The sequence below is a fragment of the Halobaculum magnesiiphilum genome, assembly GCF_019823105.1.
In the GTDB taxonomy this organism is placed as follows: domain Archaea; phylum Halobacteriota; class Halobacteria; order Halobacteriales; family Haloferacaceae; genus Halobaculum; species Halobaculum magnesiiphilum.
The window spans coordinates 54,133-78,544 of the sequence record NZ_CP081958.1 but is presented as its reverse complement, the minus strand read 5'-3'; the positions used below and the strand labels follow the sequence as shown (position 1 = coordinate 78,544).

22 protein-coding genes are annotated in these 24,412 nt (G+C 70.3%); 7 read left to right on the top strand and 15 right to left on the bottom strand.

The features are described from left to right. Window positions 1-83: 83 nt before the first annotated feature. Both K6T50_RS00355 and purH read right to left on the bottom strand, forming a co-directional pair. Window positions 84-1,241, bottom strand: a complete 1,158-nt coding sequence (locus tag K6T50_RS00355) for a sensor histidine kinase (RefSeq protein WP_222607478.1) — start codon at window positions 1,239-1,241, stop codon at window positions 84-86. 103 nt (window positions 1,242-1,344) lie between these two features. Next, window positions 1,345-2,952: a bifunctional phosphoribosylaminoimidazolecarboxamide formyltransferase/IMP cyclohydrolase gene (gene purH, locus K6T50_RS00350; protein WP_222607477.1), complete on the bottom strand. Its 1,608-nt coding sequence runs from the start codon at window positions 2,950-2,952 to the stop codon at window positions 1,345-1,347. Between the two features lie 178 nt (window positions 2,953-3,130). Between purH and purB the strand changes: the two genes are divergently transcribed. Next, complete coding sequence (purB, locus tag K6T50_RS00345; protein WP_222607476.1) at window positions 3,131-4,534, top strand: adenylosuccinate lyase; 1,404 nt, start codon at window positions 3,131-3,133, stop codon at window positions 4,532-4,534. Between the two features lie 9 nt (window positions 4,535-4,543). Here purB and K6T50_RS00340 read toward each other — a convergent pair whose 3' ends face one another. The 9 genes from K6T50_RS00340 to dapA all read right to left on the bottom strand — a co-directional run bounded on the left by K6T50_RS00340 (window position 4,544) and on the right by dapA (window position 12,611). Next, complete coding sequence (locus tag K6T50_RS00340; RefSeq protein WP_222607475.1) at window positions 4,544-5,116, bottom strand: Rieske (2Fe-2S) protein; 573 nt, start codon at window positions 5,114-5,116, stop codon at window positions 4,544-4,546. A gap of 174 nt (window positions 5,117-5,290) precedes the next feature. After that, on the bottom strand, window positions 5,291-5,644 hold the full coding sequence (locus K6T50_RS00335; RefSeq protein WP_222607474.1) for a helix-turn-helix transcriptional regulator: 354 nt from the start codon (window positions 5,642-5,644) through the stop codon (window positions 5,291-5,293). A gap of 165 nt (window positions 5,645-5,809) precedes the next feature. Further along, on the bottom strand, window positions 5,810-6,550 hold the full coding sequence (locus K6T50_RS00330) for an NRDE family protein (RefSeq protein ID WP_222607473.1): 741 nt from the start codon (window positions 6,548-6,550) through the stop codon (window positions 5,810-5,812). Between the two features lie 43 nt (window positions 6,551-6,593). Next, window positions 6,594-7,811 (bottom strand): M20/M25/M40 family metallo-hydrolase, encoded by a 1,218-nt coding sequence (locus K6T50_RS00325; protein ID WP_222607472.1) that lies wholly within the window; start codon window positions 7,809-7,811, stop codon window positions 6,594-6,596. Further along, the gene (dapF, locus tag K6T50_RS00320) at window positions 7,808-8,794 is read right to left on the bottom strand and encodes a diaminopimelate epimerase (RefSeq protein ID WP_222607471.1); all 987 of its coding nucleotides are present in this window, start codon (window positions 8,792-8,794) and stop codon (window positions 7,808-7,810) included. The genes K6T50_RS00325 and dapF overlap by 4 nt, the downstream gene beginning before the upstream one ends. Beyond that, a complete protein-coding gene (lysA, locus tag K6T50_RS00315; protein WP_222607470.1) occupies window positions 8,791-10,059 on the bottom strand; it encodes a diaminopimelate decarboxylase in 1,269 nt (422 codons plus the stop codon). Before lysA ends, dapF begins: the two co-directional genes overlap by 4 nt. After that, window positions 10,056-10,901: a 2,3,4,5-tetrahydropyridine-2,6-dicarboxylate N-succinyltransferase gene (locus tag K6T50_RS00310; RefSeq protein WP_222607469.1), complete on the bottom strand. Its 846-nt coding sequence runs from the start codon at window positions 10,899-10,901 to the stop codon at window positions 10,056-10,058. Before K6T50_RS00310 ends, lysA begins: the two co-directional genes overlap by 4 nt. Then, complete coding sequence (dapB, locus tag K6T50_RS00305; RefSeq protein WP_222607468.1) at window positions 10,898-11,686, bottom strand: 4-hydroxy-tetrahydrodipicolinate reductase; 789 nt, start codon at window positions 11,684-11,686, stop codon at window positions 10,898-10,900. Before dapB ends, K6T50_RS00310 begins: the two co-directional genes overlap by 4 nt. 1 nt (window position 11,687) lies before the next feature. Next, window positions 11,688-12,611: a 4-hydroxy-tetrahydrodipicolinate synthase gene (gene dapA / locus K6T50_RS00300; RefSeq protein WP_222607467.1), complete on the bottom strand. Its 924-nt coding sequence runs from the start codon at window positions 12,609-12,611 to the stop codon at window positions 11,688-11,690. 348 nt (window positions 12,612-12,959) lie between these two features. On the opposite strand from dapA, the gene K6T50_RS00295 reads away from it, so the two are divergent. The 3 genes from K6T50_RS00295 to K6T50_RS00285 all read left to right on the top strand — a co-directional run bounded on the left by K6T50_RS00295 (window position 12,960) and on the right by K6T50_RS00285 (window position 17,025). Next, the gene (locus K6T50_RS00295; RefSeq protein ID WP_222607466.1) at window positions 12,960-13,667 is read left to right on the top strand and encodes a phosphoribosyltransferase; all 708 of its coding nucleotides are present in this window, start codon (window positions 12,960-12,962) and stop codon (window positions 13,665-13,667) included. Between the two features lie 90 nt (window positions 13,668-13,757). Beyond that, complete coding sequence (locus K6T50_RS00290; RefSeq protein WP_222607465.1) at window positions 13,758-15,920, top strand: PAS domain S-box protein; 2,163 nt, start codon at window positions 13,758-13,760, stop codon at window positions 15,918-15,920. Between the two features lie 148 nt (window positions 15,921-16,068). Beyond that, window positions 16,069-17,025, top strand: a complete 957-nt coding sequence (locus K6T50_RS00285) for an AEC family transporter (RefSeq protein ID WP_222607464.1) — start codon at window positions 16,069-16,071, stop codon at window positions 17,023-17,025. A 73-nt stretch (window positions 17,026-17,098) separates the two neighbouring features. On the opposite strand, the gene K6T50_RS00280 is transcribed toward K6T50_RS00285, so the two are convergent. Next, the gene (locus K6T50_RS00280; RefSeq protein WP_222607463.1) at window positions 17,099-18,136 is read right to left on the bottom strand and encodes a DUF7504 family protein; all 1,038 of its coding nucleotides are present in this window, start codon (window positions 18,134-18,136) and stop codon (window positions 17,099-17,101) included. A 94-nt stretch (window positions 18,137-18,230) separates the two neighbouring features. Then, on the bottom strand, window positions 18,231-19,670 hold the full coding sequence (locus tag K6T50_RS00275; RefSeq protein ID WP_225935342.1) for an MATE family efflux transporter: 1,440 nt from the start codon (window positions 19,668-19,670) through the stop codon (window positions 18,231-18,233). Window positions 19,671-19,770: 100 nt separating this feature from the next. Here K6T50_RS00275 and K6T50_RS00270 point away from each other — a divergent pair, with 100 nt between their 5' ends. Further along, window positions 19,771-20,250, top strand: coding sequence for an NUDIX domain-containing protein (locus K6T50_RS00270; RefSeq protein ID WP_222607462.1), 480 nt, complete (start codon window positions 19,771-19,773; stop codon window positions 20,248-20,250). A 12-nt stretch (window positions 20,251-20,262) separates the two neighbouring features. On the opposite strand, the gene K6T50_RS00265 is transcribed toward K6T50_RS00270, so the two are convergent. Continuing rightward, the gene (locus tag K6T50_RS00265; protein ID WP_222607461.1) at window positions 20,263-21,564 is read right to left on the bottom strand and encodes a 5'-deoxyadenosine deaminase; all 1,302 of its coding nucleotides are present in this window, start codon (window positions 21,562-21,564) and stop codon (window positions 20,263-20,265) included. A gap of 167 nt (window positions 21,565-21,731) precedes the next feature. Between K6T50_RS00265 and mtnP the strand changes: the two genes are divergently transcribed. Both mtnP and K6T50_RS00255 read left to right on the top strand, forming a co-directional pair. Continuing rightward, entirely contained in the window at window positions 21,732-22,610 is an 879-nt protein-coding gene (mtnP, locus tag K6T50_RS00260; protein WP_222607460.1) for an S-methyl-5'-thioadenosine phosphorylase, read from the top strand. A 181-nt stretch (window positions 22,611-22,791) separates the two neighbouring features. After that, on the top strand, window positions 22,792-23,289 hold the full coding sequence (locus tag K6T50_RS00255; RefSeq protein WP_222607459.1) for a hypothetical protein: 498 nt from the start codon (window positions 22,792-22,794) through the stop codon (window positions 23,287-23,289). Between the two features lie 99 nt (window positions 23,290-23,388). On the opposite strand, the gene K6T50_RS00250 is transcribed toward K6T50_RS00255, so the two are convergent. After that, window positions 23,389-24,378: a DUF8130 domain-containing protein gene (locus K6T50_RS00250; protein ID WP_222607458.1), complete on the bottom strand. Its 990-nt coding sequence runs from the start codon at window positions 24,376-24,378 to the stop codon at window positions 23,389-23,391. Between the last annotated feature and the right edge of the window lie 34 nt (window positions 24,379-24,412).

Genomic DNA, 24,412 nt, shown 5'->3' with positions numbered 1-24,412 from the left:
GCGCGCGCTTATGGCTAACGGGAGCCGTCGACCGTCGCTACCGGGGACCGTCGACCGTCACTACCGGGAGCAGTAGAACGTCACTACCGGGAGCCGTCGAACGTCAGCCGGAGGCCGCCGTCGGCGCTTTCGGCGACACCCACCGTCCAGCCGTGGGCGCGGGCGATGTCGGCGACGATCGCGAGCCCGAAGCCCGTGCCGTCGTCCGCGGTCGTGTACCCGCGGTCGAACGCCTTCTCGCGGTCCCCCTCGGGGATCCCGGGACCGTCGTCGGCGACGAAGAAGCCGTCCGCGGTCGCGCCGACCTCCACGGTCACTTCGGGACCGGCGTGGTCGACGGCGTTGCGCAGGCAGTTCTCCAGCAGCGTCCGCAGTCGCTCCGGGTCGGCCGTGACGACGGGCGCGTCCTCGACGGACAGCGTCGCCCCGGGCGCGTCGACGACCGCCCACGCCTCCCGCGCGAGCCGACCGAGATCCGTTTCCTCCGTCTCCTCGACGGTGTGCCCCTGTCGGGCCAGCGACAGCGTCGCGTCCACGAGGTCGTCCATCCGATCGAGCGCCTCGGCGGCCGCGGGGAGGTGCTCGGTGTCGTCCTCCTCGATCGCCAGGTCCACGTACCCACGCGCGACGTTCAGCGGGTTGCGGAGGTCGTGACTCACGATCGCGGCGAACTCGTCGAGGCGCTCGTTCTTGCGCCGCAGCGACTCGGTTCGCTCGGCCAGCGTCGCCCGCCGCCGCGCGCGGTCCATCGCCGCCTCCACGTTCGCCGCGAGCACCCGCGCCAGCTCCACGTCGGCGGGGTCGATCCCCCCCTCGGTCGTCGATCCGAGGGTGAGCACGCCGTGCTCGCCCAGCGGCGCGACGAGCATGCTCCCGGTACCCGAACGTGGCACGTCGTCGTCGATCTCGGTGATGTCGTCGAACACGAGCTGCTCGCCCCCGTCGAACGCCTCCCACTGGATCGTCTCGCCCCGCTCGTAGGGCGTCCGCTCGCCCGCGAGCTCCTCCACCCCGTCTGACACCGCCGTCGGCATGAGTCGGTCGCTCTCGGGGTCGTACAACCGAACCGTGTTCAACGGGAAGCCGAGCACGTCGGTCGCGGCCGTCGCGGCCGTCCGGGCGACCCCCTCGCGCGACTCCGCGAGCATCATCGACCGCGTCGCCTCGTGGAGGTTCGCCAGCCGGACCGACGTAGACGGCGCGGTCGCGCTCGCGTCGATAGGGGTCACGTCCTCAGTCATGCGCGGATCCGAAGCTACCTCGACGCCTGTCCCCGGCTCTCATAACTGCTCCGGTCGACATATCACCGAGGACACTCGTTCGGCCGAGCGGGCCGAGCGGGAGTCAGTCGTGGCGGAACGCGCGGTCGCCCGTGAACACCATCGCCATGTCGTGCTCGTCGGCCGCGGCGATCACGTCGTCGTCGTTGACGGATCCGCCGGGCTGGATCACCGCCCCGATGCCCGCGTCGGCGGCCTCCTCGATGCCGTCCGGGAACGGGAAGAAGGCGTCCGAGGCCATCACGGCGCCCTCGGCGGACTTGCCCTCGGCGTCCTTCTCCGCTTTCATCGCCGCCAGCGTGACGGCGTCGACGCGGCTCACCTGCCCCATGCCGACGCCGACCGTCTCGGTGCCGGTGGCGAACAGGATCCCGTTCGACTTCACGTGCTTCAGCACGCGCCACGCGAACAGCATCGTCTCGATCTCCTCGTCCGTGGGCGCGCGCTCGGTGACGACATCCAGGTCGTCGCGCTGGGGCGCCTGCAGGTCGCGCTCCTGCACCAGCCGGCCGCCGACGACGGGCTTCTCGGTGAGTGTCTCGGGCCGCTCCGCGAACGTCTCCTCGTCGCCCACGTCGAGCACGCGGAGGTTGTCCTTCCCGAACAGCACCGCCAGCGCGTCGTCCGTGTAGCCGGGGGCGACGACGACCTCCTTGAACGAGTCGACGATCAGCTCGGCCGTCTCGGCGTCGCACTCGCGGTTCAGCGCGACGATGCCGCCGAAGGCCGATTTCGCGTCCGTCGAGAGCGCGTCGGCGTACGCTTCGGCGAGCGTGTCCGCGGTGGCGCAGCCGGCGGGGTTGGTGTGTTTGATCACTGCCGCGGCGGGCTCGTCGAACTCCTTCACCAGGTTGAGCGCGCCGTCGGCGTCGTTGTAGTTGTTGTACGAGAGCTTCTTGGCGCCCTCGTTCAGTTGCTCGGCGGCGACGACGTTCGCCTCGTCGCAGGTCGTGTCGGCGTAGAGGGCGGCGTCCTGGTGGGGGTTCTCGCCGTAGCGCAGCTCCCGGACGCGGTCCTCGCTGGTCGTCCGCCGGGACGGGAAGCGTCCGCCGTCCCCGTCGCCCCCGGCGTCGTCGCCGTCGACGTGGACCTCGTGGGCGTCCGGATCGACCGTCACGCGGCCCTCGGCGAACCACTTCACCGCGCGCGGGTAGGCGGCGAACTCCGCCTCGTACAGCACGCGCTCTTTCAGGTCGTCCGTATCGTCGCCCTCGTAGACGGGGACCGCCTCCTGGGTGACGATGGGGCCGCCGTCGACCTCCTCGGTGACGACGTGAACGGTGCAGCCCGTCTGTCGAACGCCCGCGTCGAGCACGCGCCGGTGGGCGTCGTTGCCGGGGAACGACGGCAACAGCGACGGGTGAACGTTCAGCGTCGTCGGCGCGGCGTCGAGGAACGTGTCCGTCAGGACGCGCATGTAGCCGTCGAGACAGACGACGTCGAACTCGTGGTCGGCGAGGGCGTCGAGGACGCGCTTCTCGTGGGCCTCCCGTGCCTCGCCCTCGTCGCGCTCGACGACCTCGGTCGCCACGCCGCGCTTGCCCATCGCGTCCAGCACCGGCGCGTCGGCGTCGTTCGAGAGGACGACCGACACCTCGGCGCCGCCCGGCGCCCGGTCGGCGATGTTCCGAAGGTTGCGCCCGCGATTGCTCGCCATGCCCGCGATCTTCATGCCCGAACGCTCCCGCGCCGGCGGAAAGAGCGTTGCGGTCTTCGCGGCACGATTATGCACGAATCCGGATCGAAATCGCGAACTCTACGGGTCGATCGCGGTGTCGTATGCACACTCGTGGTGGTTCGCGCGCCGGTCGACCGAAACCGCTTTCATGCGCGCGGGTGGACCGCCGGACATGGACATCCCCCGCGAGGACCCCCTCGCAGCCGTCTCGCCGCTCGACGGGCGGTACGCCGGTCGGACCGCGCCGCTGGTCCCGTACGCCAGCGAGGCCGGCCTGATCCGCTCCCGCGTCGAGGTCGAGGTCGAGTACCTGCTCGCGCTCGCCGACGAGGCGGGCGTCGACCTGACGCTCTCGGACGGCGAGCGCGCCGACCTGCGCGCCGTCGTCGACGACTTCTCCGCCGACGACGCGCGGCTCGTCAAGCGCCTCGAAACCGAGGGCGCCGAGGGGTATTCGGCGACCAACCACGACGTGAAGGCCGTCGAGTACTTCCTTCGCACGGAGACGCCCGAGCGCCTCCACCCGTGGATCCACTTCGGGCTCACCAGCGAGGACGTGAACAACCTCGCCCACCGGCTGCTCGTGAAACCCGCCGTGGAGAAGGTGCTCGTGCCCGAGCTTCGCGACCTGCGCGACACGCTCGCCGACGAGGCCCGCGAGCACCGAGACGTGCCGATGCTCGCGCGGACGCACGGTCAGCCCGCCACGCCGACTACGTGGGGGAAGGAACTCGCGGTCTACGCCGCCCGCCTCGGGACGGCGCTCGGGCGCGTCGAGTCCGCTGCCGCCGCGCTCTCCGGGAAGCTCGCGGGCGCCTCCGGCACGTACGCCGCCCACCGCGCAGCCTACCCCGACGTGGACTGGCGGGCGTTCTCCCGCGAGTTCGTGACCTCGCTCGGCCTCGACCACACCGCGCTGGCGACGCAGGTGAACCCCTGCGACGACCTGGCGGCCGTCTTCGACGCCCTCCGCGGCGTCAACAACGTCCTCCTCGATCTGGACCTGGACGTGTGGCTGTACGTCTCCGACCGCTACCTCGGCCAGGAGGCCGCCGCGGGCGAGACCGGGTCCTCGACGATGCCGCACAAGGTGAACCCGATCGACTTCGAGAACAGCGAGGGCAACCTCTCGAAGGCGAACTCCGATCTCACCTTCCTCGCGGACTACGTCACCACCTCGCGGCTCCAGCGCGACCTCTCGGACTCGACCGTGAAGCGAAATATCGGCGCCGGGCTGGCGCACTGCCTCATCGGCTACTCGAAGACCGCCGCAGGACTCGCGAAGGTGGTTCCCAACGAGCAGGTGATGCGCGAGGAGTTGGAGGCGACCCCGGAGGTCATCGGCGAGGCCGTCCAGACGGTCCTCCGACGCGAGGGCGACACCGCCGCCTACGAGCGCGTGAAGGAGCTCACCCGCGGCAAGCGCGTCACCATCGAGGACTTCCGCGACCTCTTCGACGACCTCGACGTGGACGAGTCGGTGCGCGAGGAGCTGCACGCGCTGACGCCGGCGGGATACGTCGGCTACGGCGGCGACCTCGTGGACGAGTTGGACGACGACGGCGACGGGAACTGATCGCGGTCGCTACCGCGGACGCACCGACGCGAACCGCTCGTCGTCGAGATACACGTCGCCGTCGCGGACCTCGACGCCGACGGGGTCGAGTTCCTCGCCGACGCACGGCCCCCACGTGCACAGGCCGTCGCCGCACTCGAAGCGCGCGCCGTGCTCGTGACAGACGATCTCGCCGCCGTCGACGCGGGCCCCCCGGCCGGGGTCCAACGGCACCTCCGGCTTGTGGGGACAGGAGTTGCGCCACGCGAACACCTCGTCGGTCTCGGCGTCGCGCCGGAGGATGAATCCCACGCCCCGGCGGTCGTCCGGCCACATCGCCGTCCGCCGGATCGTTGAGTCGGTCGGCACCTCCGAGAGCGACGCGACGAACAGCGGATCCCCGCCGGTGCCGTCCTCGTCGACATCCGGGTTCCCGTCGTCGTTCCCGGCGGTCTCGCCGGCGTCGTCCCCGTCGTCGCTCGCCCCGCCGACGCTGAACCGGAACGTCGCGCCGCCGGCCTCGACCTCCCCCTCGGTGTCGTAGACCGTCTCTCGCGCCGCATCGCCGTCCGCCTCCACGGTCACGCGTGCCGGGTCGTCCATTCTGACGCCCGTAGCCGAACGACGCGGAAATGCGTGTCGTTGTCCGCGCGACCGTCTCGTTCCTCCCGTCGCTCGGGCGACCGGAGCGCGGACTCGGATACGACGACGACAGAAGGGAACGGGACGACGGCGGGTCCGCGACCGACGCCGTCAGTAGGGTCGGGATCGGTTCGGTCAGTACTCCTCGTACGCGAGGTTCATCAGCCACTGCGTGAACGCGTCGGAGTTGGGGTCGATCTCCTCCTCGCCGATGAACGGCGAGAGCATGTCGCCGGCCATGAGCAGCGAGAAGTCAAGGTCCTTCGCCGTCGGCGCGAGGAAGTACGTGTTGTGGCCGTCGTAGACCGCGTCCTCGCGCTCGATGAGCCCGAGGTCCTCCAGCTTCTCGGCGATGCGGCTCCCCTTGCGCGAGGAGACGTCCAGTTCCTTCCAGAAGTCGGACTGGTGGATGCCGCCGGTCTCGCGGACGAGTTCGAGGCCGGCGAGCTCGTCCTCGGCGAGGCTCGCTTCGGCGTCGGAGGCGCTCATACACGCCCCAACGACCGCGCCCCCGTTTACCCTTTCCCTTTTAGTTCGTCCGGCGGCAACCTACACGGATAAAATTCCCGGCGTCGCCGCGGCGTTGTCCTCCTCGCGACCCCACCGTTCACCCGCCGGGCACCCCCGCCGTTCACCCGCCCAGGCCCCCACCGTTCACCCGTCGATCGCGACGGGCTCGAACGCCGTCTCGCAGGGGGGTCCGTCAGCGTGCTCGTAGCGGATGTCGCTGTCGGCCCCCAGGCGGACGAGCGAGGAGGAGACCGTTCCGAACCCGCGCGCCTCGTCGTGGACGCACACGCCGAACCGGTGGTCGCCCAGCGCCGCGCCCGCGCGGTCGAGCCACGCGTCCGCCGACTCTCCCGACTCCGGCGCGAGTTCGGTTCGGAGCCGAGTCGCGTTTCGCGCCTCCTCGGCGCCGGCCTCGGGCCGTGCCGGCGGCTCGAAGTAGTGCCCGTCGTAACCGGTGTTGCCGACGACGTGGACTCCCGGATCGAAGTCGGTCACGGTGAGGTGGCCGTCCCACTCCAGCAGGAGTGCGGCCTCGGCGTCCGCCAACACGAGGTTGAAGCCGTCGTAGCCGTGCTCGCGACACGATTCCTCGACGAGCCGTGCGGCCGCCTCGGCCGATCCCGCCCGGAGGCAGTCGTCGACGAGCAGTCCACGAGAGCGCTCGCCCTCGAGGTCGTCCACCCAGCGGTTCGTGATCCCGACGAACAGGCCGTCTCGGGTGACGCCCATCCAGGTCCCGCCGGCCCTCGCGTCCCGGGGGGCGATCACGCCGTCGCCGCGGTCGGCGGGCGGCTCGGAGGGCCGGCCGTACGCCTCGTCGCGGTTGGCCGCCACGACGACCGGCGCCCCGTCGAACACCCGCCAGGCCAGCGTCAGCGTACACATGGCGTCGGCTACCCGCCCGAGGGACAAAGCGACGGCGGTCGGATCACCCGAGCAGCGAATCGAGCGCCCGCCGCACCGTCCCGGCGGCGTCGCGGACGCGGTCGACGCGGACGTACTCGCGCTCGCTGTGGGCGACCGCGCCGGCGTCGTCCGCCAGGTGGCCCGGGCCGAACACGACCGTCGGCGCCGGCGCGAAGTACGACGCCTCCGTCGCCGCGCCGAAGGGGCGCACCTCGCCGTCGGCGTCGGCGTTGCCGTCGTCGCCGGCGGCGCCACCCACGCCCCCGACCGCCCGGGCCGCGTCGCTCACGGCCCTCACGAACTGGTGCTCGGGGTCGGTGTCGAACGCCTCCAAGAACGGCGTCGGGCGCTCGGTCAGCGCGAACTCGACGCCGACCCCGTCGGCGACGGCCTCGCGGACCGTCGCCTCCAGCGACGCCCGGAACCCCTCGGCCGTCTCCGGGGGCACCGACCGCCGGTCGAGCGTGACCGTCGCCTCGGCGGGCACCTGGTTCGTCGCCTCCCCGCCCGTCGTGCCAGTTGGAACGAGCGTCGGCTCCCCCAGCATCGGGTGCGCCTCGGCGTCGTCGTCGAACCGTCGGATCGCCGCCAGCGCGTCCTCCAGCGCCGCGACGGCGTTGACGCCCGAGTCGGGTTCGGCCGCGTGCGCCGCCGACCCCGTGAGCGTCAGCGTCCCCTCGAAGCGCCCGCGGGCGGCGACGCAGGCGTCGCAGTCGGTCGGCTCGCCGACGAGGAACAGGTCACCGTCGACGGGGTCGACCGGACCGCCGGGGTGGTCGTCGCCGCGGCCGCGAACCAGCGCGTCCGCGCCGGTCGACAGCGTCTCCTCGTCGGGCGTGATCGCGAGCGTTACCGTCCCGCGGGCGGGTTCGACCGCGAGGAAGCCGGCCAGCAGCGCCGCGAGCGGTCCCTTGGCGTCGCAGGAGCCGCGGCCGCGGAACACCTCGCGCCCCTCGTCGTCGACGCCGCGCTCGAAGGGGACGTGCGGGGGCACGGTGTCGATGTGGGTGTTCAGGACGAGGTGCGGGCCGTCGGCCGCGTCCGCCGCGTCGGCCGGCTTCGTCGCGCGGACGTTACCCGCGGCGTCGACCCGTGGCTCCGCGCCGTGGGTCGAGAGCGTGTCGACGAGGAACTCCCGCATCTCGGCGGGCGACTCGTGGGACTCGATCCGGACGGCGTCGGCGAGGAACTCGACCGGGTCGAAGTCCACCGCCGGCGACGCCGGTGGACCGTCGCTCATTCGTCGCCCCCCGTCCCCGACTCCGGGACCGCGAGGTCGATCTCGAACTCCCGCTCGGCCGGTCCAGTGAGCGTCGCCGACGCGTCCTCGGGGACCGTGATCCGCAGGGTGCCGCCCGGCGGCGACACGGCGAGGTCGGTTCTGTCGGCCAGGCCGAGGCGGCGCGCGGACGCGCCCACGGCGACCGCGCCGGTGCCGCACGCTCGCGTCTCGCCCTCGACGCCGCGCTCGTAGGTGCGCTGGTCGAAGGTTCCCTCGCCGGTCCGCGTCGCGAGGGTGACGTTCGCCCCTTCCGGGAAGACGTCGGCGTGGCGGACCGGCGGCGCGACCGACTCCAGGTCCAGGCCGTCGACGCCGCCGGCGTCGCCGTCGACGAACGCGACGGCGTGGGGGACGCCGGTGTCGACGGCGGTGACGGTCAGCCCCTCGACGGGTTCCTCGACGAGCGGTTCGTCGCGGTCGGCGGCCAGCGGTACGTCCGCGGGAGCGAACGACGGGCGACCCATCTCCACTTCGACGGTGACCTCGTCGGCGTCGCTCGCGCGGTCGTCGCCGCCGGTTCCGTCCACGTCGCCGGTGCGGACCTCGGCACGACGGACGCCCGCCGGCGTCTCCAGATCGACCACGTCGGCGCCGGTGCGCTCGCGCACCCACGCGGCGGCACAGCGCGCGCCGTTGCCGCACATCTCGGCGATCGATGCGTCCGGCTGGACGAGCGTCATCGTGGCCGTAACGGGCCCGTCGCCGCCGACGGTGTTCTCGTCGATGTCCATGAACAGGACGCCGTCGGCACCCGTGCGATCGGCCCCCTCGACGCCTGTCTCGCGGTCGCAGTGGTGGACCGCGAACGCGCCGCGGTCGGGCACCCGTCCGTCGGCGTCGGCGGCGTCGACGACGAGGAAGTCGTTGCCCGTGCCGTGGTACTTCACCGCCGGGACCGTCCGGGAACCGGCGGATTCGGTCGGCTCCGTCGACTCGCTCATTCGTCCGCCCCTCCCCGCTCCAGCCGGGTAACTCCCGCGAGCGTCTCGCGCTCGCGGAGCACATCGCCGGCGAGGCTCACCTCCGCGAGTCGCGGGCGGGAGTTGTACGTCGAAGCCATCTCGTAGCCGTAGGCGCCCGCGTTGCCGACTGCCAGCAGGTCGCCCCTATCCGGGAGCGGCAGCTCCCGCCCGTCGCAGAACGTGTCGCCCGTCTCGCAGATGGGCCCCGCGACCGTCACCGGGCCGGTCTCCCGGGCGTCGCCAGCGTCGCCGGCGTCGAGGTTCCGGATCGCGTGGTACGCGTCGTACATCGCCGGGCGAAGCAGGTCCGTCATCCCGGCGTCGACGCCGGCGACCGTCGTCTCGGCCGTCGGCTTCACGGTGTTCACCCGGGTCAGCAGGACGCCCGCGTCGGCGACGACGTAGCGCCCGGGCTCGACCGCCAGCGTCGCGTCGAGGTCGCCCAGCGCCTCCCGGGTCGCGTCCGCGACCGAATCGAGGTCGAGCGCCGGGTCGTCCTCATGGTACGGGACGCCGAACCCGCCGCCCACGTCGACGAACTCCAGTTCGTCGTCGCCGATCTCGCGCGCCAGCTCGCCCATCCGGGCGACGAGGTCGCGGTGGGCGGCCAGGTCCTCCTCGCCGTGGATGCCCGACCCGGCGTGGGCGTGGACCCCGACGACCTCGAACCGGTCGCGCGCGTCGGCGACGACCTCGGCCGCGCGGTCGTACGGGACGCCGAACTTCGGCGCCGCGCCCGTGCGGACCTTCTCGTGGTGGCCCGCGCCGACGCCGGGGTTGACCCGGACGCAGACGCGGCCGTCGTAGCCCCGCTCGGCGAGCCGGTCGAGCGTGTCGCGCGCGCCGACGGTGACCGTGATGTCGGGGTGGTCGTCCCACCACTCGACCACGCTATCGAGGTCGCGAGCGGGAGGGTTGACCGCGGTGTAGTCGACGCGCGCGCCGGGGAACCCGGCGTCGAGCGCCCGGCGAACCTCGCCGGCGGAGGCGCACTCGGCGTCGAGACCGGCCTCGCGGACCGTTTCGAGGACGGCCCGACCGGTGTGGGCCTTGGCTGCGTACTTCACGTCCGCGTCCGGGAAGGCGGCCCGGAGACGGGCGCAGTTCTCGGCGACCCGGTCGGTGTCGGTGACGTACAGCGGCGTGCCCTGCTCGCCCGCCAGCTCGCGCAGTCGCTCGACGTCCCACTCCGCGAGTCGCCGGATCGGCGGGTTCTCAGCCCCTCGTAGCTGCTCGTCGCTCATTCGCGCAGCGCGTCCTCGCGCCGAGTCGCCTCCAGCGTCTCCGTCTCCACGTCGGTGGCGACGACCGCGGGCTTGTACGCGCCGCCCTCGAACAGGTCGTGGTCGCTGACGCTCGACTCGACGAACCGGGTGAACGCGCGGCGGTTCTCGGGCAGGTGACCGTAGACGACCTCCTCCTCGACGAGGTCGTACACCGGGATCCTGGGGGTGAGCAGCGTGTTCTCCCCGACGATCGAGTTCTCGCCGACGCGGAACCCGGAGGTGACGCGACAGCCCGCGCCCAGCGAGACGCCGTCCTCGATGATCACGGGCGCGTCCTCGACCGGCTCCAGCACGCCGCCGATCAGCGTGTTCGCGCCGAGCTTCACGTTCTCGCCCAGTTGAGCGCAGGAGCCGACCGTGTCACAGGAGTCGACGAGGGTGCCGTCGCCGACGGACGCGGCGATGTTGACGAACGACGGGCTCATCATGATCGTGTCGTCGCCGAGGTGGGCGCCCCGGCGGAGCACGGTCCCGTCGGGGGTGTTGCGCGCCCCTCTGGCCGCCAAGTCCTCGGTCTCGCGCAGCGGGAGCACGTCGTAGTAGCCGACGCCGCCGTACTCGCGGCGCTCGGTCTCGCGCAGCCCGAAGTTCAGGAGGACCCCCCGCTTGACCCACTCGTTCGCCTCCCAGGAGTCGACACCGTCGCCAGTCTTGCGCGCGGCGCGGACCTCGCCGGCCTCCAGCGCGTCGAGGAACTCATCGAGGGTGCCTCGGTCGTCGGCGGTCGCGTCGGCCGCGGTGAGTCCGTCGTCGTAGCGGTGCCACAGGTCGTCGATGTCGGATTCCAGTGTCGTCGTCATTCGAGTACCTCCGTGAAGTCGTAGGCGCCGGCGTCGCGGCCGGCCAGCCACGCGGCGGCGTCGAGCGCGCCGGCGGCGAACACGCGCCGGGAGCCGGCGCGGTGGGTCAGTTCCAGCACGTTCTCGTCGCCGGCCATGAGCACCTCGTGCTCGCCGGCGATGTCGCCCGCGCGGCGAGCGTGGACACCGATCTCCCCGTCCGTCCGCGGGGCGTCGCCCTCGCGGCCGTGGACGCGCTCGTCCAGGTCGGGGCGGGCCTCCTCGATGTCGTCGAGGAGGGTGAGCGCCGTTCCGCTCGGCGCGTCCACCTTCCCGTTGTGGTGGGTCTCCGTGACCTCCACGTCGTAGCCGGGGAGCGCGGCGGCGGCGGCCGAGACTGCCCGGCGCAGGGCCGCGATCCCCCGCGAGAAGTTCGACGCGCGCAGGACGGGAACCGCGTCGGCGGCGTCGGCGATCGCGGCCTCCTGCTCGTCGTCGAAGCCGGTCGTGCCGACGACGCAGGCGACGCCCGCCCCGGCGGCGGCGGTGACGTACTCGACGCTTGAGTCGGGGCCGGTGAAGTCGACCAGCACGTCGACCGCGGGGTCGGCGCCCGCGAGCAGCGCCGGCAGGTCGGCCGCGTCCCTGACCTCGACGCCGGCGACGGGGTCGACCGGCGAGCGGTTGACCGCCAGCGCGACCTCGCAGTCGTCGCGGTCGCTCGCGGCCTCGATCACTTCCCGTCCCATCCGGCCGCCGGCGCCGGTGACGGCGACCCGGATCGAGTCGCCCGTCTCGGCCGCCATCTCAGACCTCCGTCGCGGTCGCCGCCGTGTCGGCTGTTTCCTCCAGCTCCGCGAGCAGCTCCGTCAGCACGCGCAGGGTCTCGTCGCTGCCGCGAGTGAGCGGCGGGCGCAGTTCGGCGGGTCCGTAGCCGCGGATCGCCATCGCCTCCTTCACCGGGATGGGGTTCGTCTCGCGGAAGAGCGCCCGGGTCAGCGGGCCGAGTTCGTGGTGGATCTCGCGTGCGCACTCGAAGTCGCCGTCGAGGGCGGCGTGAACCAGCCCGGCGGTTCGCTCGGGCTCGACGTTGGCGGTGACCGAGATGGTGCCCGTCGCGCCCATCGACATGAGCGGGAGCGTCATCCCGTCGTCACCCGAGAGCACGTCGAACTGCTCGTCGCGCGTGCGCTCGATGACCTCCGAGATCCGGTTCGCGTCGCCGGAGGCGGCCTTGTACCCCCGGACGTTCTCGTGGGCCGCGAGGTCGACGACGGTGTCGACGTCGAGGTTGAGGCCGGTGCGGCTCGGGACGTTGTACACGACCTGCGGGATGTCGACGGCGTCCGCGACGGTCGCGAAGTGCTCGTACTGGCCCGCGGGCTCGGGCTTGTTGTAGTACGGCGAGATGAGCAGGGCGGCGTCGGCGCCGGCGTCGGCCGCGCGCTCGGTGAGATCGAGCGCCTCGCGCGTCGAGTTCGAGCCGGTGCCGGCGATCACTGGCACGTCGACGGCGTCGACGACCGTCTCGACGACCTCGGCGTGTTCGTCGTGGGTGAGCGTCGCGGCCTCGCCGGTCGAGCCGACGGGGACGAGCCCGTCGACGCCGGCGTCGGCGAGTCGTCGGGCGTCGGCCGCGAGCTGTTCGTGGTCGACCTCGTCGGTACCGTCGGTGAACGGCGTCGTCATCGCCGGGTAGACGCCGGCGAAGGTGTCGTGGGATATCGTCATGGATGTGGTGTGTCTGGGTTCGTCGGGTGGATTCGTCGGGTGTGTTCTGGATGCGGGCGGGCACGGGCGGACCGAAACTCACCCCCGACCGGCCGCTACGCCAGGCCAGGGACGATCTCACACACGTTTCGGTTTCGCGGAGAAGGCGGGGCGGACGCGGGGCTCGACGGCGACGGCGCGCGTCGAGGTCGGCGTCTCGCTCATTACCGGAGTACAGATCCGACGCGAGTAAAGGCGTTTCCCTGTGGGCCGAATTTGTGACCCGGTCGCCGTCGGACCGCACCGTCGTCGGGTCCGAACGATCGCGGCTGTAAACCCTTATACGAACACCGCCACGAGAGGCCGGTAATGAGCGACCTCCCGGACGACTTCGACTGTACGGTCACCAATTGGGAGTACATCTACGGGCTGTGTCGGGACGTCTCCGATCAGGTGAAGGCCGCGAACTTCGAGCCGGACGTGGTCGTCGCGCTCGCGCGCGGCGGCTGGTTCGCGGGCCGTTGTATCTGTGATTTCCTCGGGCTCAACGACCTCACGAGCCTCAAGATGGAGCACTACGTCGGCACCGCCGAGAAGTCGGGCGAGCCGACCGTGCGCTACCCGATGCCGGAAGGGAGCGTCGAGGGCAAGGACGTGCTCATCATCGACGACATCGCCGATACGGGCGGCTCGATCAAGCGCGCCCACGAGTACGTCGCCGACCGCGACTGCGGCGAGGTGCGCACGGCGACGCTCCAGCTGCTGCAGACCTCGGAGTTCGACCCCGACTTCGTCGGCGAACAGCTCGAGGAGTGGACGTGGATGGTGTACCCCTGGAACTTCATCGAGGACATGATCGACCTGACCTCGGGGGCGATGGAGCAGGCGGACGCCGAGACGTTCTCCGTCGAGGACGTGCGCCACTACCTCGCGGAGTTCCACGGCATCGACCGCATCGAGATGGAGATCGCCCAGCCGGGACGCGTCGAGGAGGTGCTCGACGAGATGGAGCGCCGCGACGTGGTTCGCGAGACGGCCGACGGCTACCGCCTGCTCGACAACGCCGGCGACGAGTGACCGTCGAGCGGGCGTGTCCGACTCCCGGATATGTACTAATTCGGAAACGAATGGGTTCGATTATACGATCCCACGCGCAACAGTGGGTCCATGGTCACGTCTCCGCTGAGCGAGATCGCGCTGTTCGGGCCCGAGGGGCGAGGCATCTCGATCCTCCTGGTGGACGACGACGAGGACATGGCCGAACTGTCCGCGACGTTTCTGAAGCGCGAGCTCGCGGACGCCGAGACCACCGTCCGCACCGACCCGGAGGCCGCGCTCGGGGAACTGCGCGAGGCGGAGTTCGACTGCGTCGTCAGCGACTTCGACATGCCGGGAACCGACGGGCTGGAACTGCTCGAGGAGATCCGCGAGGAGGGGATGGAGGTACCGTTCGTCCTGTTCACGGGGAAAGGGAGCGAGGAGATCGCGAGCCGGGCGATCTCGGCGGGCGTCGACGAGTACCTCCAGAAGGGCGGCCCGGAGGAGTACCCGGTGCTCGCCAACAAGGTCGAGAACCTGGTCGAGAAACACCGGGCGGAGGCCCAGGTCCGACGGGGGTTCCAGGCGATCGAGTCCGCAGAGGAAGGGATCGGGATCATCGACGAGGACGGCGTCTATCAGTACATGAACGAGGCGTACGCGGGGGTGTACGACCGCGACCGCGCCGAGCTGATCGGCGAGCACTGGGAGGTGCTGTACCCGCCCGAGGAGACGCGGCGGTTCAACGACGAGATCCTCCCGCGGCTCGAGTCCGAGGGGACCTGGCGGGGACGCTCGACGGGGGTCGCCGAGGACGGCCGGCCGGTCCCGGAGCGGCTGGTCCTGACGCAGATGGACGACGGCGGTCACGTTTGCATCGTGCAGGAGCTGGACCGCGAGGACGAGCTCGAGGCGGAGTTGGCGCTCAAGACCGACGCGCTCGACGCCGCCGAGCTGGGCGTCGTCATCACGGACCCGACGCGGGAGGACAACCCCGTCGTCTACGTGAACGACTGGTTCGAGGAGATGACGGGGTACGACGAGTCGGCGGTCCTCGGCCGGAACTGTCGGTTCCTGCAGGGGCCGGAGACCGACCCCGAGACGGTCGCCGAGATCCGGGCGGCGATCGACGCAGGCGAGCCGGTCTCGACGGAGATACGCAACTACGACGCCGACGGGGAGCTGTTCTGGAACCTCCTCAACGTCTTTCCGATCCGCGACGATACCGGGGAGATCACCAACTTCGTCGGGTTCCAGAACGACGTAACCGAGCGGAAGCGGCGCGAGCAACGCCTCCATGCGAGCACCGCACGGCTGGAGGCCCTGTTCGAGAACTCCCCGGACATGATCGTGATACATGACGCCGAGGGGGTCGTCCGCGACGTGAACCGCCGGTTCTGTGAGGAAGTGGGGTACGACGAGGAGGAGCTCGTCGGGATGCGAGTGTGGGATCTCGACCCGACGGTCGACCCGGAACACGCGCGCTCCTTCTGGGCCGACCTGCCCACGAACACGCCGCGACGGTTCGAGGGCGAGCTGAAGCGCAGTGACGGCACGACGCTCCCCATCGAGATCCACCTCATCAGGCTCGACCTCGACGGCGAGGACAGGTTCGTCGCCATCGACCGCGACATCGGCGAGCGGACGGCCCGCGAGCGGGAGCTGGTCGACCGCAACGAGCGGCTGGACCGGTTCACGAGCGTCGTCAGTCACGACCTCCGAGGCCCGCTTGCTGTCGCGCGGGGGAATCTCTCGCTGGTCGCCGAGGAGACCGACAGCGAGCACGTCGCGGCCGTCGAGAACGCGCTCGACCGCATGGACGCGCTCACCGACGACCTGCTCACGCTCGCCAGGGAGGGCGAGGACGCGATGACCGTCGAACCGATCCGCCTGGGTGAGCTGGTCGGCGCCTGCTGGGGGACGGTGTCGACCGGCGACGCGACGCTCGCTGTCGAGTCGGGCGCTGTCGTCGAGGCGGATCGGGACCAGCTCCGCCAGCTCCTCGAGAACCTGATCCGGAACGCCGTCGAGCACGCCGGGGAGGAGGTCACGGTGTCGGTCGGTCGGGCCGACGGCGGCTTCTCCGTCGCCGACGATGGCCCGGGGATCCCGCCCGCCGAGCGCGACACCGTCTTCGAGGCCGGCTACTCGACGGCCGACGGGGGAACGGGGTTCGGCCTGAACATCGTCGAGCAGATCGCGGACGCACACGGCTGGCGGGTCCGGGTCGACGAGAGCGGGGCGGGCGGCGCTCGCTTCGAGTTCGCGGGCGTCGACGTGCGGGAACCGTGACGACGTGCTGGAACCGCGAGTCCCCGCCCCGTGAGGCGGTGGTTCGGGACACCCGGTCCGGACCACCGGAACGGTCCCCGGGGACGCGGCGGCCGTCGCGCCTGCCGAAGTCGATCCGCTCTTGGCGTCGCCGGCAGGAACGGCCCACGTGGCGCTTCTCGACATCTTCGCGGGCGCGGTCCTGCCGATCATCACGGTCGCGGCCTTCGGGTTCGCGCTGGGGCGCGCGAGCGACATCGACGCCGACCCGCTGAACACGGTCGTCGTGTACGTGCTCGCGCCGGCACTCGTGCTCCACAGCCTCGCGACCGCCGCCTTCTCCGGCGCCACGATCGCCCGGATGACGATCGCGGTCACGGCGTACGTCCTCGGGATGCTCGTCGTCGCCGAGGGGGTCGGACGGCTGCTCGGCGAGTCGGAGCCCCGCCTCTCGGCGCTGGTGCTCGCGGCGACGTTCCCCAACTCGGGTAACTACGGCATCCCGCTGTCGGACTTCGCGTTCCCCGCGGGCGGCCGGCCGGCGGCGGTGCTGTATCTCGCGGTCCAGTCGGTGCTCATCTACACCATCGGCGTGTACGTCGCCTCCCGGGCCGGCGGCGGGGGCGGGATCCGGGGGATCCGCCGCGTGCTCACGATCCCGCTGGTGTGGGCCGTCCCCGTCGCGCTCGGCGCCCGCTCGCTCGGCGTCGTCCCGCCCGCGGACGGCACCGCGATGGGGACGCTCCAGCTCGTCGGCGACTCGTCGATTCCGGTGATGCTGCTGATCTTGGGCATCCAGCTCGCGCGCACGGACTACGGCGCCGCGCTCTCGCAGGCGGCCGCCCCCTCGATCCTGAAGATGGTCGTCGCGCCCGCGGTCGCGGTCGCCATCGCGGTCGCCGTCGGCTTCCAGGACGCCACCGTCGCGCGCGTGTTCGTCCTGGAGTCGGCGATGCCGGCGGCGGTGACGCCGCTCATCCTCGTTGGCGCCTTCGCCGACGACCTCGAGATCGGCGGCGTCTCCGTCCCCGAGTACGTGAGCACCGTGATCCTCGTGACGACGCTGGCGTCGATCCCGATACTGACGGGGCTGATCGCGCTGCTGGAGGGCGGAGCGCTGATCTGAGAACCCGGAGGGCTGATCTGATACGGCGCGGCGCTGATCTGATACCCCGGAGCGCCGATCTGATCGGGAGGACTCAGCCGAGTTCGAGCGTCTCGACGTATCGGACGCACGATTCCAGCCCCCGGTTCCGGTGGTACCTGACGACGCCGGCGGCGTCGTCGTAGTCGACGACGCCGATGTCGTCGAGCTTCGGAAGGTGAACGTGTCCGAGCGAGATCTCGAGGTCCCCGCGCGACCGGTCCGACCGGCGCCTCGGGATCGAACGTTCCCGCTCGTCGACCAGGTCGATTAGCCGGTCGAAGTGGATCTCGTCGCACCGACACGACCGCAGGACGTACAGCAGAGTGCGGCGACGTGGCTCGGAGACCAGGTCGACGACCGAGTCGAACGAGTACGGCATCGGGACCGTCTCGGGGCGCTCCGGGTCGGTCCGCGCCGCCCCGCCCGGCGGGGCGCTCGTCTCGCGAAACGACGGCTCGGTGTCCGACCGGTCGTCCGCGGAGACGATCCATCCGCCGTCGGGGACGTGCTCGACGATCGTTCCGTACAGCGGGCGCAGCGTCGCGATCGTCTCCTCGTCGTGTCCGTCGGGGTCGAGGTGGTGGTGCGCGCGAACGCCCATTCGCTCACAAAGGGCGTTGAGTCCGTTCACGAACCCGATCACGCGCTCCGGCTCGAACCGCCGGAGCGCCGTCGACAGCGAGTGGAAACACAGGACTGTCCGCCCCTCGGAGCTCCTCCACTCCCCCAGCGTGGACGCGATCGACAGACAGAGGTCCATGAGATCCGCGTGTTCCGGGAGCACGTCGACGTCCATCCGCGGGAACTCGTCGGATGCGACCGCCTGGGATTGGGGGTCGGCGCCGCTGCCTGCGTCGACGACCGTCGCCCGGTTCGGGAGCTCGTCCCCGACCTCCCGCCGCCAGACCGACAGTCGGTCGTCCGGCGTCGCCTCCAGGGTGACGCTCACGACGTTCGCCGCGGACGGGTCCTCGCCAGCGAGCAGGTCGATGCACGCCTCGTCGTCGGGGGGTCGATGGGCGGGCGCCAGGAGGAGCACCGGCCGATCGCCGTCAGGCGGCGGATCGGACGTTCCGGGTCCATCACTCATTGCCGAACCTCTCTTGTTGAAGAATAAGGGAGTTCCGCTAGTGACATGGAAGAAAACTAGGGAACATTCGTGAATAACACGGACCCGTGACGACTCAATCGTCCGCGGGGACGCCCGACGGCGGCTCCACCACCGACCGCATCCACGTCCCGTGCAGGAGCCACGCCAGGCCGGCGATCGCGCCGACCACGTCGCCGGCGACGACCGCCCACCAGATGCCGGCGGTGCCGAAGTCGTACACGAACACCGCCGCGTAGGTGACGGGGACGCGCACGAGCCACACCGCCACCAGCGACAGCGCGAGCGCGGTGCCGGTCCGCCCGGCGCCCCGGAACGCCCCGCGGCTGATCTCGAAGACCCCGAGGAACACGAACATCACCGTGGCGACCCGGAGGTACGTCGAGGCGTACGCGATCGTCTCGGCGGCGTCGGGCGATCCCGGCGGCAGGAACACCTGCACGATGGGTTCGGGGAACGCCGCCGTCGCGAGCGCGACCGGGAGCATCACCGCGGTGACGACGCCCAGGGCAGCCCGGACGGCGCGCCACGCGCGATCGGGCTTTTCGGCCCCGAGGTTCTGGCCTACCACGGTGTTGACCGCCTGCGCCAGCCCCATCGCGGGGAGGAACACCAGCGAGATGAGGCGGTTGCCGAGGCCGTACGCCGCGACGACGGCGGGCGGGAACGTCGCCACCAGCGCCGTCAACACGACGAACGCGAGCGAGACGCCCGACTGCTCCAGCGCAGAGGGGACGCCGAGGCGGACGACCTTCTTCACGATCCCGAGGTCGGGCACGAGGTCGCCCGGACGGACCGTCGGACCGGCGGGCGTGGCGAACAGCACGTACCAGCCGACGACGGTCGCGACCGCCCGCGAGAACAGCGTCGCCCACGCGGCGCCCTCGATCCCCAGCGCGGGGAACGGCCCCCACCCGAAGATCAGGAACGGGTCGAGCGCGACGTTTACCGCGACAGAGACGACCATCACCCGCAGCGGCGCGCGCGTGTCGCCGTAGCCGCGCATCAGCGACACGAACACGAAGAAGCCGAACAGGAACGGCGTCGCGAGGAAGAACACCCGCATGTAGAGGGCCGCCAGCGGCACGATGTCCCTCGCCGTCGCCTCGTCGGCCGGGATGAGCGACAGCGCGGGCCCGACCGCGAGGTAGCCCAGCGCGCCCAGTACCAGCGCAACCAGCATCACGAACCCGAGGACCGTGCCCGCCACCTTGCCGGCCTCGCGGTCGCTTCCGCTGCCCGCGGAGCTCGCGCCGGTGTGCTGGGCGACGAGGATCGCCCCCGCGGCGGTGAAGCCGCCGCCGATGCTGATGAACAGGAAGACGATCGGGAACGCCAACGAGAGCGCGCCGACCGCGTCGGCCGAGAGCCGCCCCAGCCAGAACGTGTCCGCGACGTTGTACATCACCTGCAGCAGCTGGATGAGCACCAGGGGCCACGCGACGCGCAACATCGGCCGGAGCAGATCCCCCTCGACGAGATCCGACACCTGCGCTGCCGAGGGGGAATCGGTCATACCACCTACGAAGCGAAGGTGGGTCTTGAACGCTTCTCACGCGTGGTACCACGAAACACGGGGACCGAACGCCTTTCACGGGTCCGTCGGGAGCGATCGCATGACCGACAGCTACGTCGTCAACGTCGACGCCGCGGTGTACCGCCTCCGCGACGGCGACCCGGAGTACCTGCTGATCGAGCGCGGCGCCGACGAGGACCACGCCGCGGGGACGATGGGCCTCCCCGGCGGGACGATGGAGACGAGCCCCGACGACCCGGCGGACCTCGGGGGCGCCGGCGCCATCGAGTCGACCCTCCGGCGGGAGCTCCGCGAGGAAGTCGCCGTCGAGGTCGGCGAGGTCGTGGTCGTCACGAGCGGCGTGTTCGCGCTGGACACCGGCGAGCCGTGTCTGAACGTCGTCTGCCTCGCCGAGCACGAGGCGGGCGACCCCTACCCGGCCGCGCCCGACGAGGTCGCCGCCGTCGACTGGTACACGCTCGACCGGGTCGCCGGCGACGACGGCGATGAGGCCGACATGCCCGGATTCACTCGCGGGTACGTGGAGGCGGCGGAAGCGGCACGAACGACGGACCCGTGAATCGTCTCACACCTAGATTCCGGGCACGTCGAAGGCGTTCGCCTCGCGGCGGATCCGCTCGGCGTCGAGGCGCACGTGCCCGCCGTCGGCCTCGTCGTACAGGACCGCGCCGTCGACCATCGTGAACGTCACGTCGTCGCCGTGGGCCGCGAACACGAGGTGGCCCACGGGGTCGTGGATCGGCGTCGCCCGCGTCAGGTCGGTGTCGATGCCGAGCACGTCCGCGCGCCACCCCTCCCGGAGCGCGCCGACGCGCTCGAAGCCCGCGGCCCGCGCGCCGTTCAGCGTCGCCATCCGGAGGGCAGTCGGGGCGTCGACCGAGGTGGGGTCGAGCGCGTCGACCTTCGCGAGCAGGCTCGCCTGCTTCACCTCTGTGAACGGGTCGAGCGTGTTGTTACAGGGAGGACCGTCGTTGCCCAGGGCGACGTTCACGCCGCGCGCGAGGTAGTCCTCGACGGGCGCGATCCCGGAGGCGAGCTTCATGTTCGAGGACGGACAGTGGGTCACGTGCGTGCCCGTCTCGGCGATGATCTCGCGCTCGCGGTCGTCGGTGTGGACGCAGTGTGCGAGGATCACGTCCTCGCCCGTGAGGCCGACCTCGTGCAGGTACTCGACGTTGCGCTCGCCGGTTCGCTCCTCGACGACGGCGATCTCGTCGGTGTTCTCGGAGGCGTGGGTGTGAATGCGAACGCCGTCGTACGCGTCGGCCAACTCGCGACACCCGCGCAGACACTCGTCGGTGCAGGTGACGGCGAAGCGCGGCGTTACGGCGTAGCGGATCCGGCCGTCGTCGGCGCCGTGGTACGTCCAGATGAGTCCCTCGGACTCGGCGAGCGCCCGCTCGGTGTCCTGGCGCAGCCCGTCCGGCGCGTTCGTGTCCATCAGCACCTTCCCGGCGCGAGCGCGGATTCCCGACTCGATCGCCGCCTCCAGCGCCTCCTCGGCGTGGTGGACCGAGAGGTGGTCGATCACCGTGGTGACGCCCGATTCGATGCACTCCAGATAGCCCAACTCGGCGGCGAGTCGCATTCCGTCGGCTCCGAGGCCGGCCTCCATCGGGAGCACGTGGTCCTCCAGCCAGTCGAGGAGGGCGGCGTCGTCGGCGATCCCCCGTCCGAGCGACTGCACGGAGTGGACGTGCGCGCCGACGGTGCCGGGCGCGACGATCCCGAACTCGCGTCGCTCGTGCCCGGGGTAGCGATCCCGGAGGTCGGCGTCGTCGCCGACGGCGACGATCGTGTCGTCCTCGACGACGACCGCGCCGTCCTCCACGACGGTTTCGGGGTCGGCGACGACGGTTCCCGCGAGTAGCATGATCCGACTGTTCTCCCGCGTCGTCGTACAAAGACGTGTGGATCCGTGGTCGGGGCGGTCCCCCCGGGCGGTCGACTCCGGTCCGATCCCCCGGTTCGGGTCGGATCCCCCGGTCCCGATCGGATCCACATCCCTTTAGCCGGAACCGCCGGAACCGTGAATCACGAATGACCATCGGCTTCATCGGCGGCAGCGGCATTTACGAGGCGCTCCCGCTCCGGAACACCCGCACCGAGTCGGTTACGACCCCCTTCGGCGAACCCTCCGCGGACCTGGAGATCGGCGAGTTCGGGGACACCGGCCGCGAGGTCGTGTTCCTCCCCCGTCACGGCCCCGACCACCAGCGATCGCCGACGGACCTCCCGTACAAGGCGAACATCTACGCGCTGAAGCAGGCCGGCGTCGAGTACGTCATCGCCAGCAACGCCGTCGGGTCGCTGAAGGAGGAGCTTCCCCCGCAGACGATCGTCATCCCCGACCAGATCTACGACCGGACGAAGCATCGCGACCTCTCGTTCTTCGGCGACGGGATCGTCGTCCACCAGCCGTTCACGCGGCCGTACTCTCCGAAGCTCGCCGACCACCTCTCGGAGGCGGCCGAGCGCGCGCTCGACACCCTCGATTCCGACTCCGGTGTCGTCGACGAGGGCACCTACGTCTGCATCGAGGGGCCGCAGTACTCCACGAAGGCCGAGTCGGAGTTCTACAAGCACCAGGGCTGGGACCTCGTGGGGATGACCGCGATCCCGGAGGCGAAACTCGCCCGCGAGGCCGAGATGGCGTACGCGACGGTCGCCGGCGTCACCGACTACGACGTGTGGAAGCAGGACGCCGAGGTGACGCTGGAGGAGGTGCTGGAGAACGCCGCCGCCAACGAGGAGGCGATCAAGGAGACCGTCGAGGAGGCCGTCCGCACCTTCCCCGACGAGATGGACTGCGAGGCCCACGGGTCGCTCGAGGGGACGATCAACACGCCCGCCGAGGCGGTCCCCGAGGAGACACGCGAGCGCGTCGGGCTGTTCGTCGACGAATACCTGGACGAGTAGCGAAGCGTGAGCGAGGCGAGTACCTCGGGGAGAACAACACCTCCAGCACACCACACTTCGGTTCTCGTAACTGAATAGGCAGGTAGGAAGCCTCTGCGAATACAACGTTGCCAAGCAAACAAATATCAAATCGGCAATATTTGATAACCTTCTTTGAACTCTGAACTGCTACCCCAGTAGTATGACAGATGACCGATCCGAACCGGAGATCGAGATCGAGTTACCGGGAGAAGATCCGGAGCCGCCGGAATATCAGCGGACGGTCGACTTCGGCGAGCAGATCCGTGAGGAGTTCACAGACTACAGCTGGGATCTCTATACGCTGTCCGGGACCGACGGAGAGCCGAGAGTGATCCCGACTCTCCCCGCCTGCATTGAATCCGCGTTCCGTATTCAGGTGGCCGGAATGCTTGACGACGCGACGTTCCCTGATCACGTGTACGACGCTCCCGACGCGGATGCCGATTTCGTCGTTACCGATCAGGACCTCGGCATGGAAGAGATCGCGGTCTCCGTTTCAGCGACGGACGCGGATAGCCCTCCACACGGCCAAACTGGTGAGCCGACGACAGAGTTCGAGGAACATTGGGAGATCACCTTGCGGTACCGGCTACGAGAAAACGAGACGACGACTGCCGATGCCGTTTCGAGCTCCTCGATTTCGGTTCAACGACGGTAACAACAGTATCGCGTCGAGGAGAATCCGACCCGCTTCTCACCAAGATCTCTCAGTGCGCTGAGTGAACTCGGGCTACAGTCGCACAGGTCGTCGAGCGGTCTATCTCACTGCGTCGAGGGAAAACCGAACCTCGAAGGAGAGTTCCGATTCCGGCGCTCCGGATTCCTCGTAGTAGGTGAGCGAGTCGGTGATACGATACGTACCCGGTCCGGGCGGCACCGTGTACTCGGGATGGCGGGTCGTCACACTCGGGAGGACTTCGTATCGACGAGTGACACTCTGGCAGGGTTGTAACTCAGTGAGTTTCCCGACATCACACCTCATCCAGCTGTCTTCAGTGAAGTTGACGCACCCCTCCTCCTCGTACTTCCGCCAGAGTAAGAACTCGTCATCCCCCTCACCGGACTCAGCAAATACCATCCCGAACGGCGGAACCGTCCCCGAAAACACCGTTTGCGTCGTCGAACTCCGGTTTGTCAGTTTCAGTTCGATCGCTCCGGGACTCTCATCGGAGACGGTGTCATCAACGATCGCGGCGCTGAACTCGACAGCGGGCGGCTGGTCAGGATGGAGACGGTAGAGTTCGAGTCCGATGTGGGTGTAGGTGTCGTCTACGGAGACGCCGATAAAGAAGTCAACACGGGAGACAGTCTCGGCCAGCCCGTCAGGAAGCGTGTTCGAGCGCCACGATCCGGTCCGGATAGCGGTCTCGATCGCATCACGAACCTCGTCATCAGAAACCGCGGAGATATCCGTCACAACTTGCTCTTCACCCGTTCGTTCTGCTTTCCTCTCGACGGCATCACCGGAGTAGAAGGCCGACGCTTCGAGGACGTACGTCACCGCCGGACCGTCGGTGTTTGTCGACTCCGACAGTCCGGACAGCCTGTACTCACCGTCCGTCGCCGATTCGTCGGAAGAATCGGTGGACGGCGTTTCAGTCCCGCTAACACACGGTGGCCTGGCTGTCGACGTTGGCGGCTCGCTGGCTCCTGTCTGAGACTGCGTACTGCTCGGTTGCGGGGACCGCGCCCCCAGACAGCCAGTTGAGAGAGCGCCGATGCCAGCGAGGAGGGTTCGCCGGCGCATGGGGCGGTCTCATTTGTCCGCTGATAAGTACTTT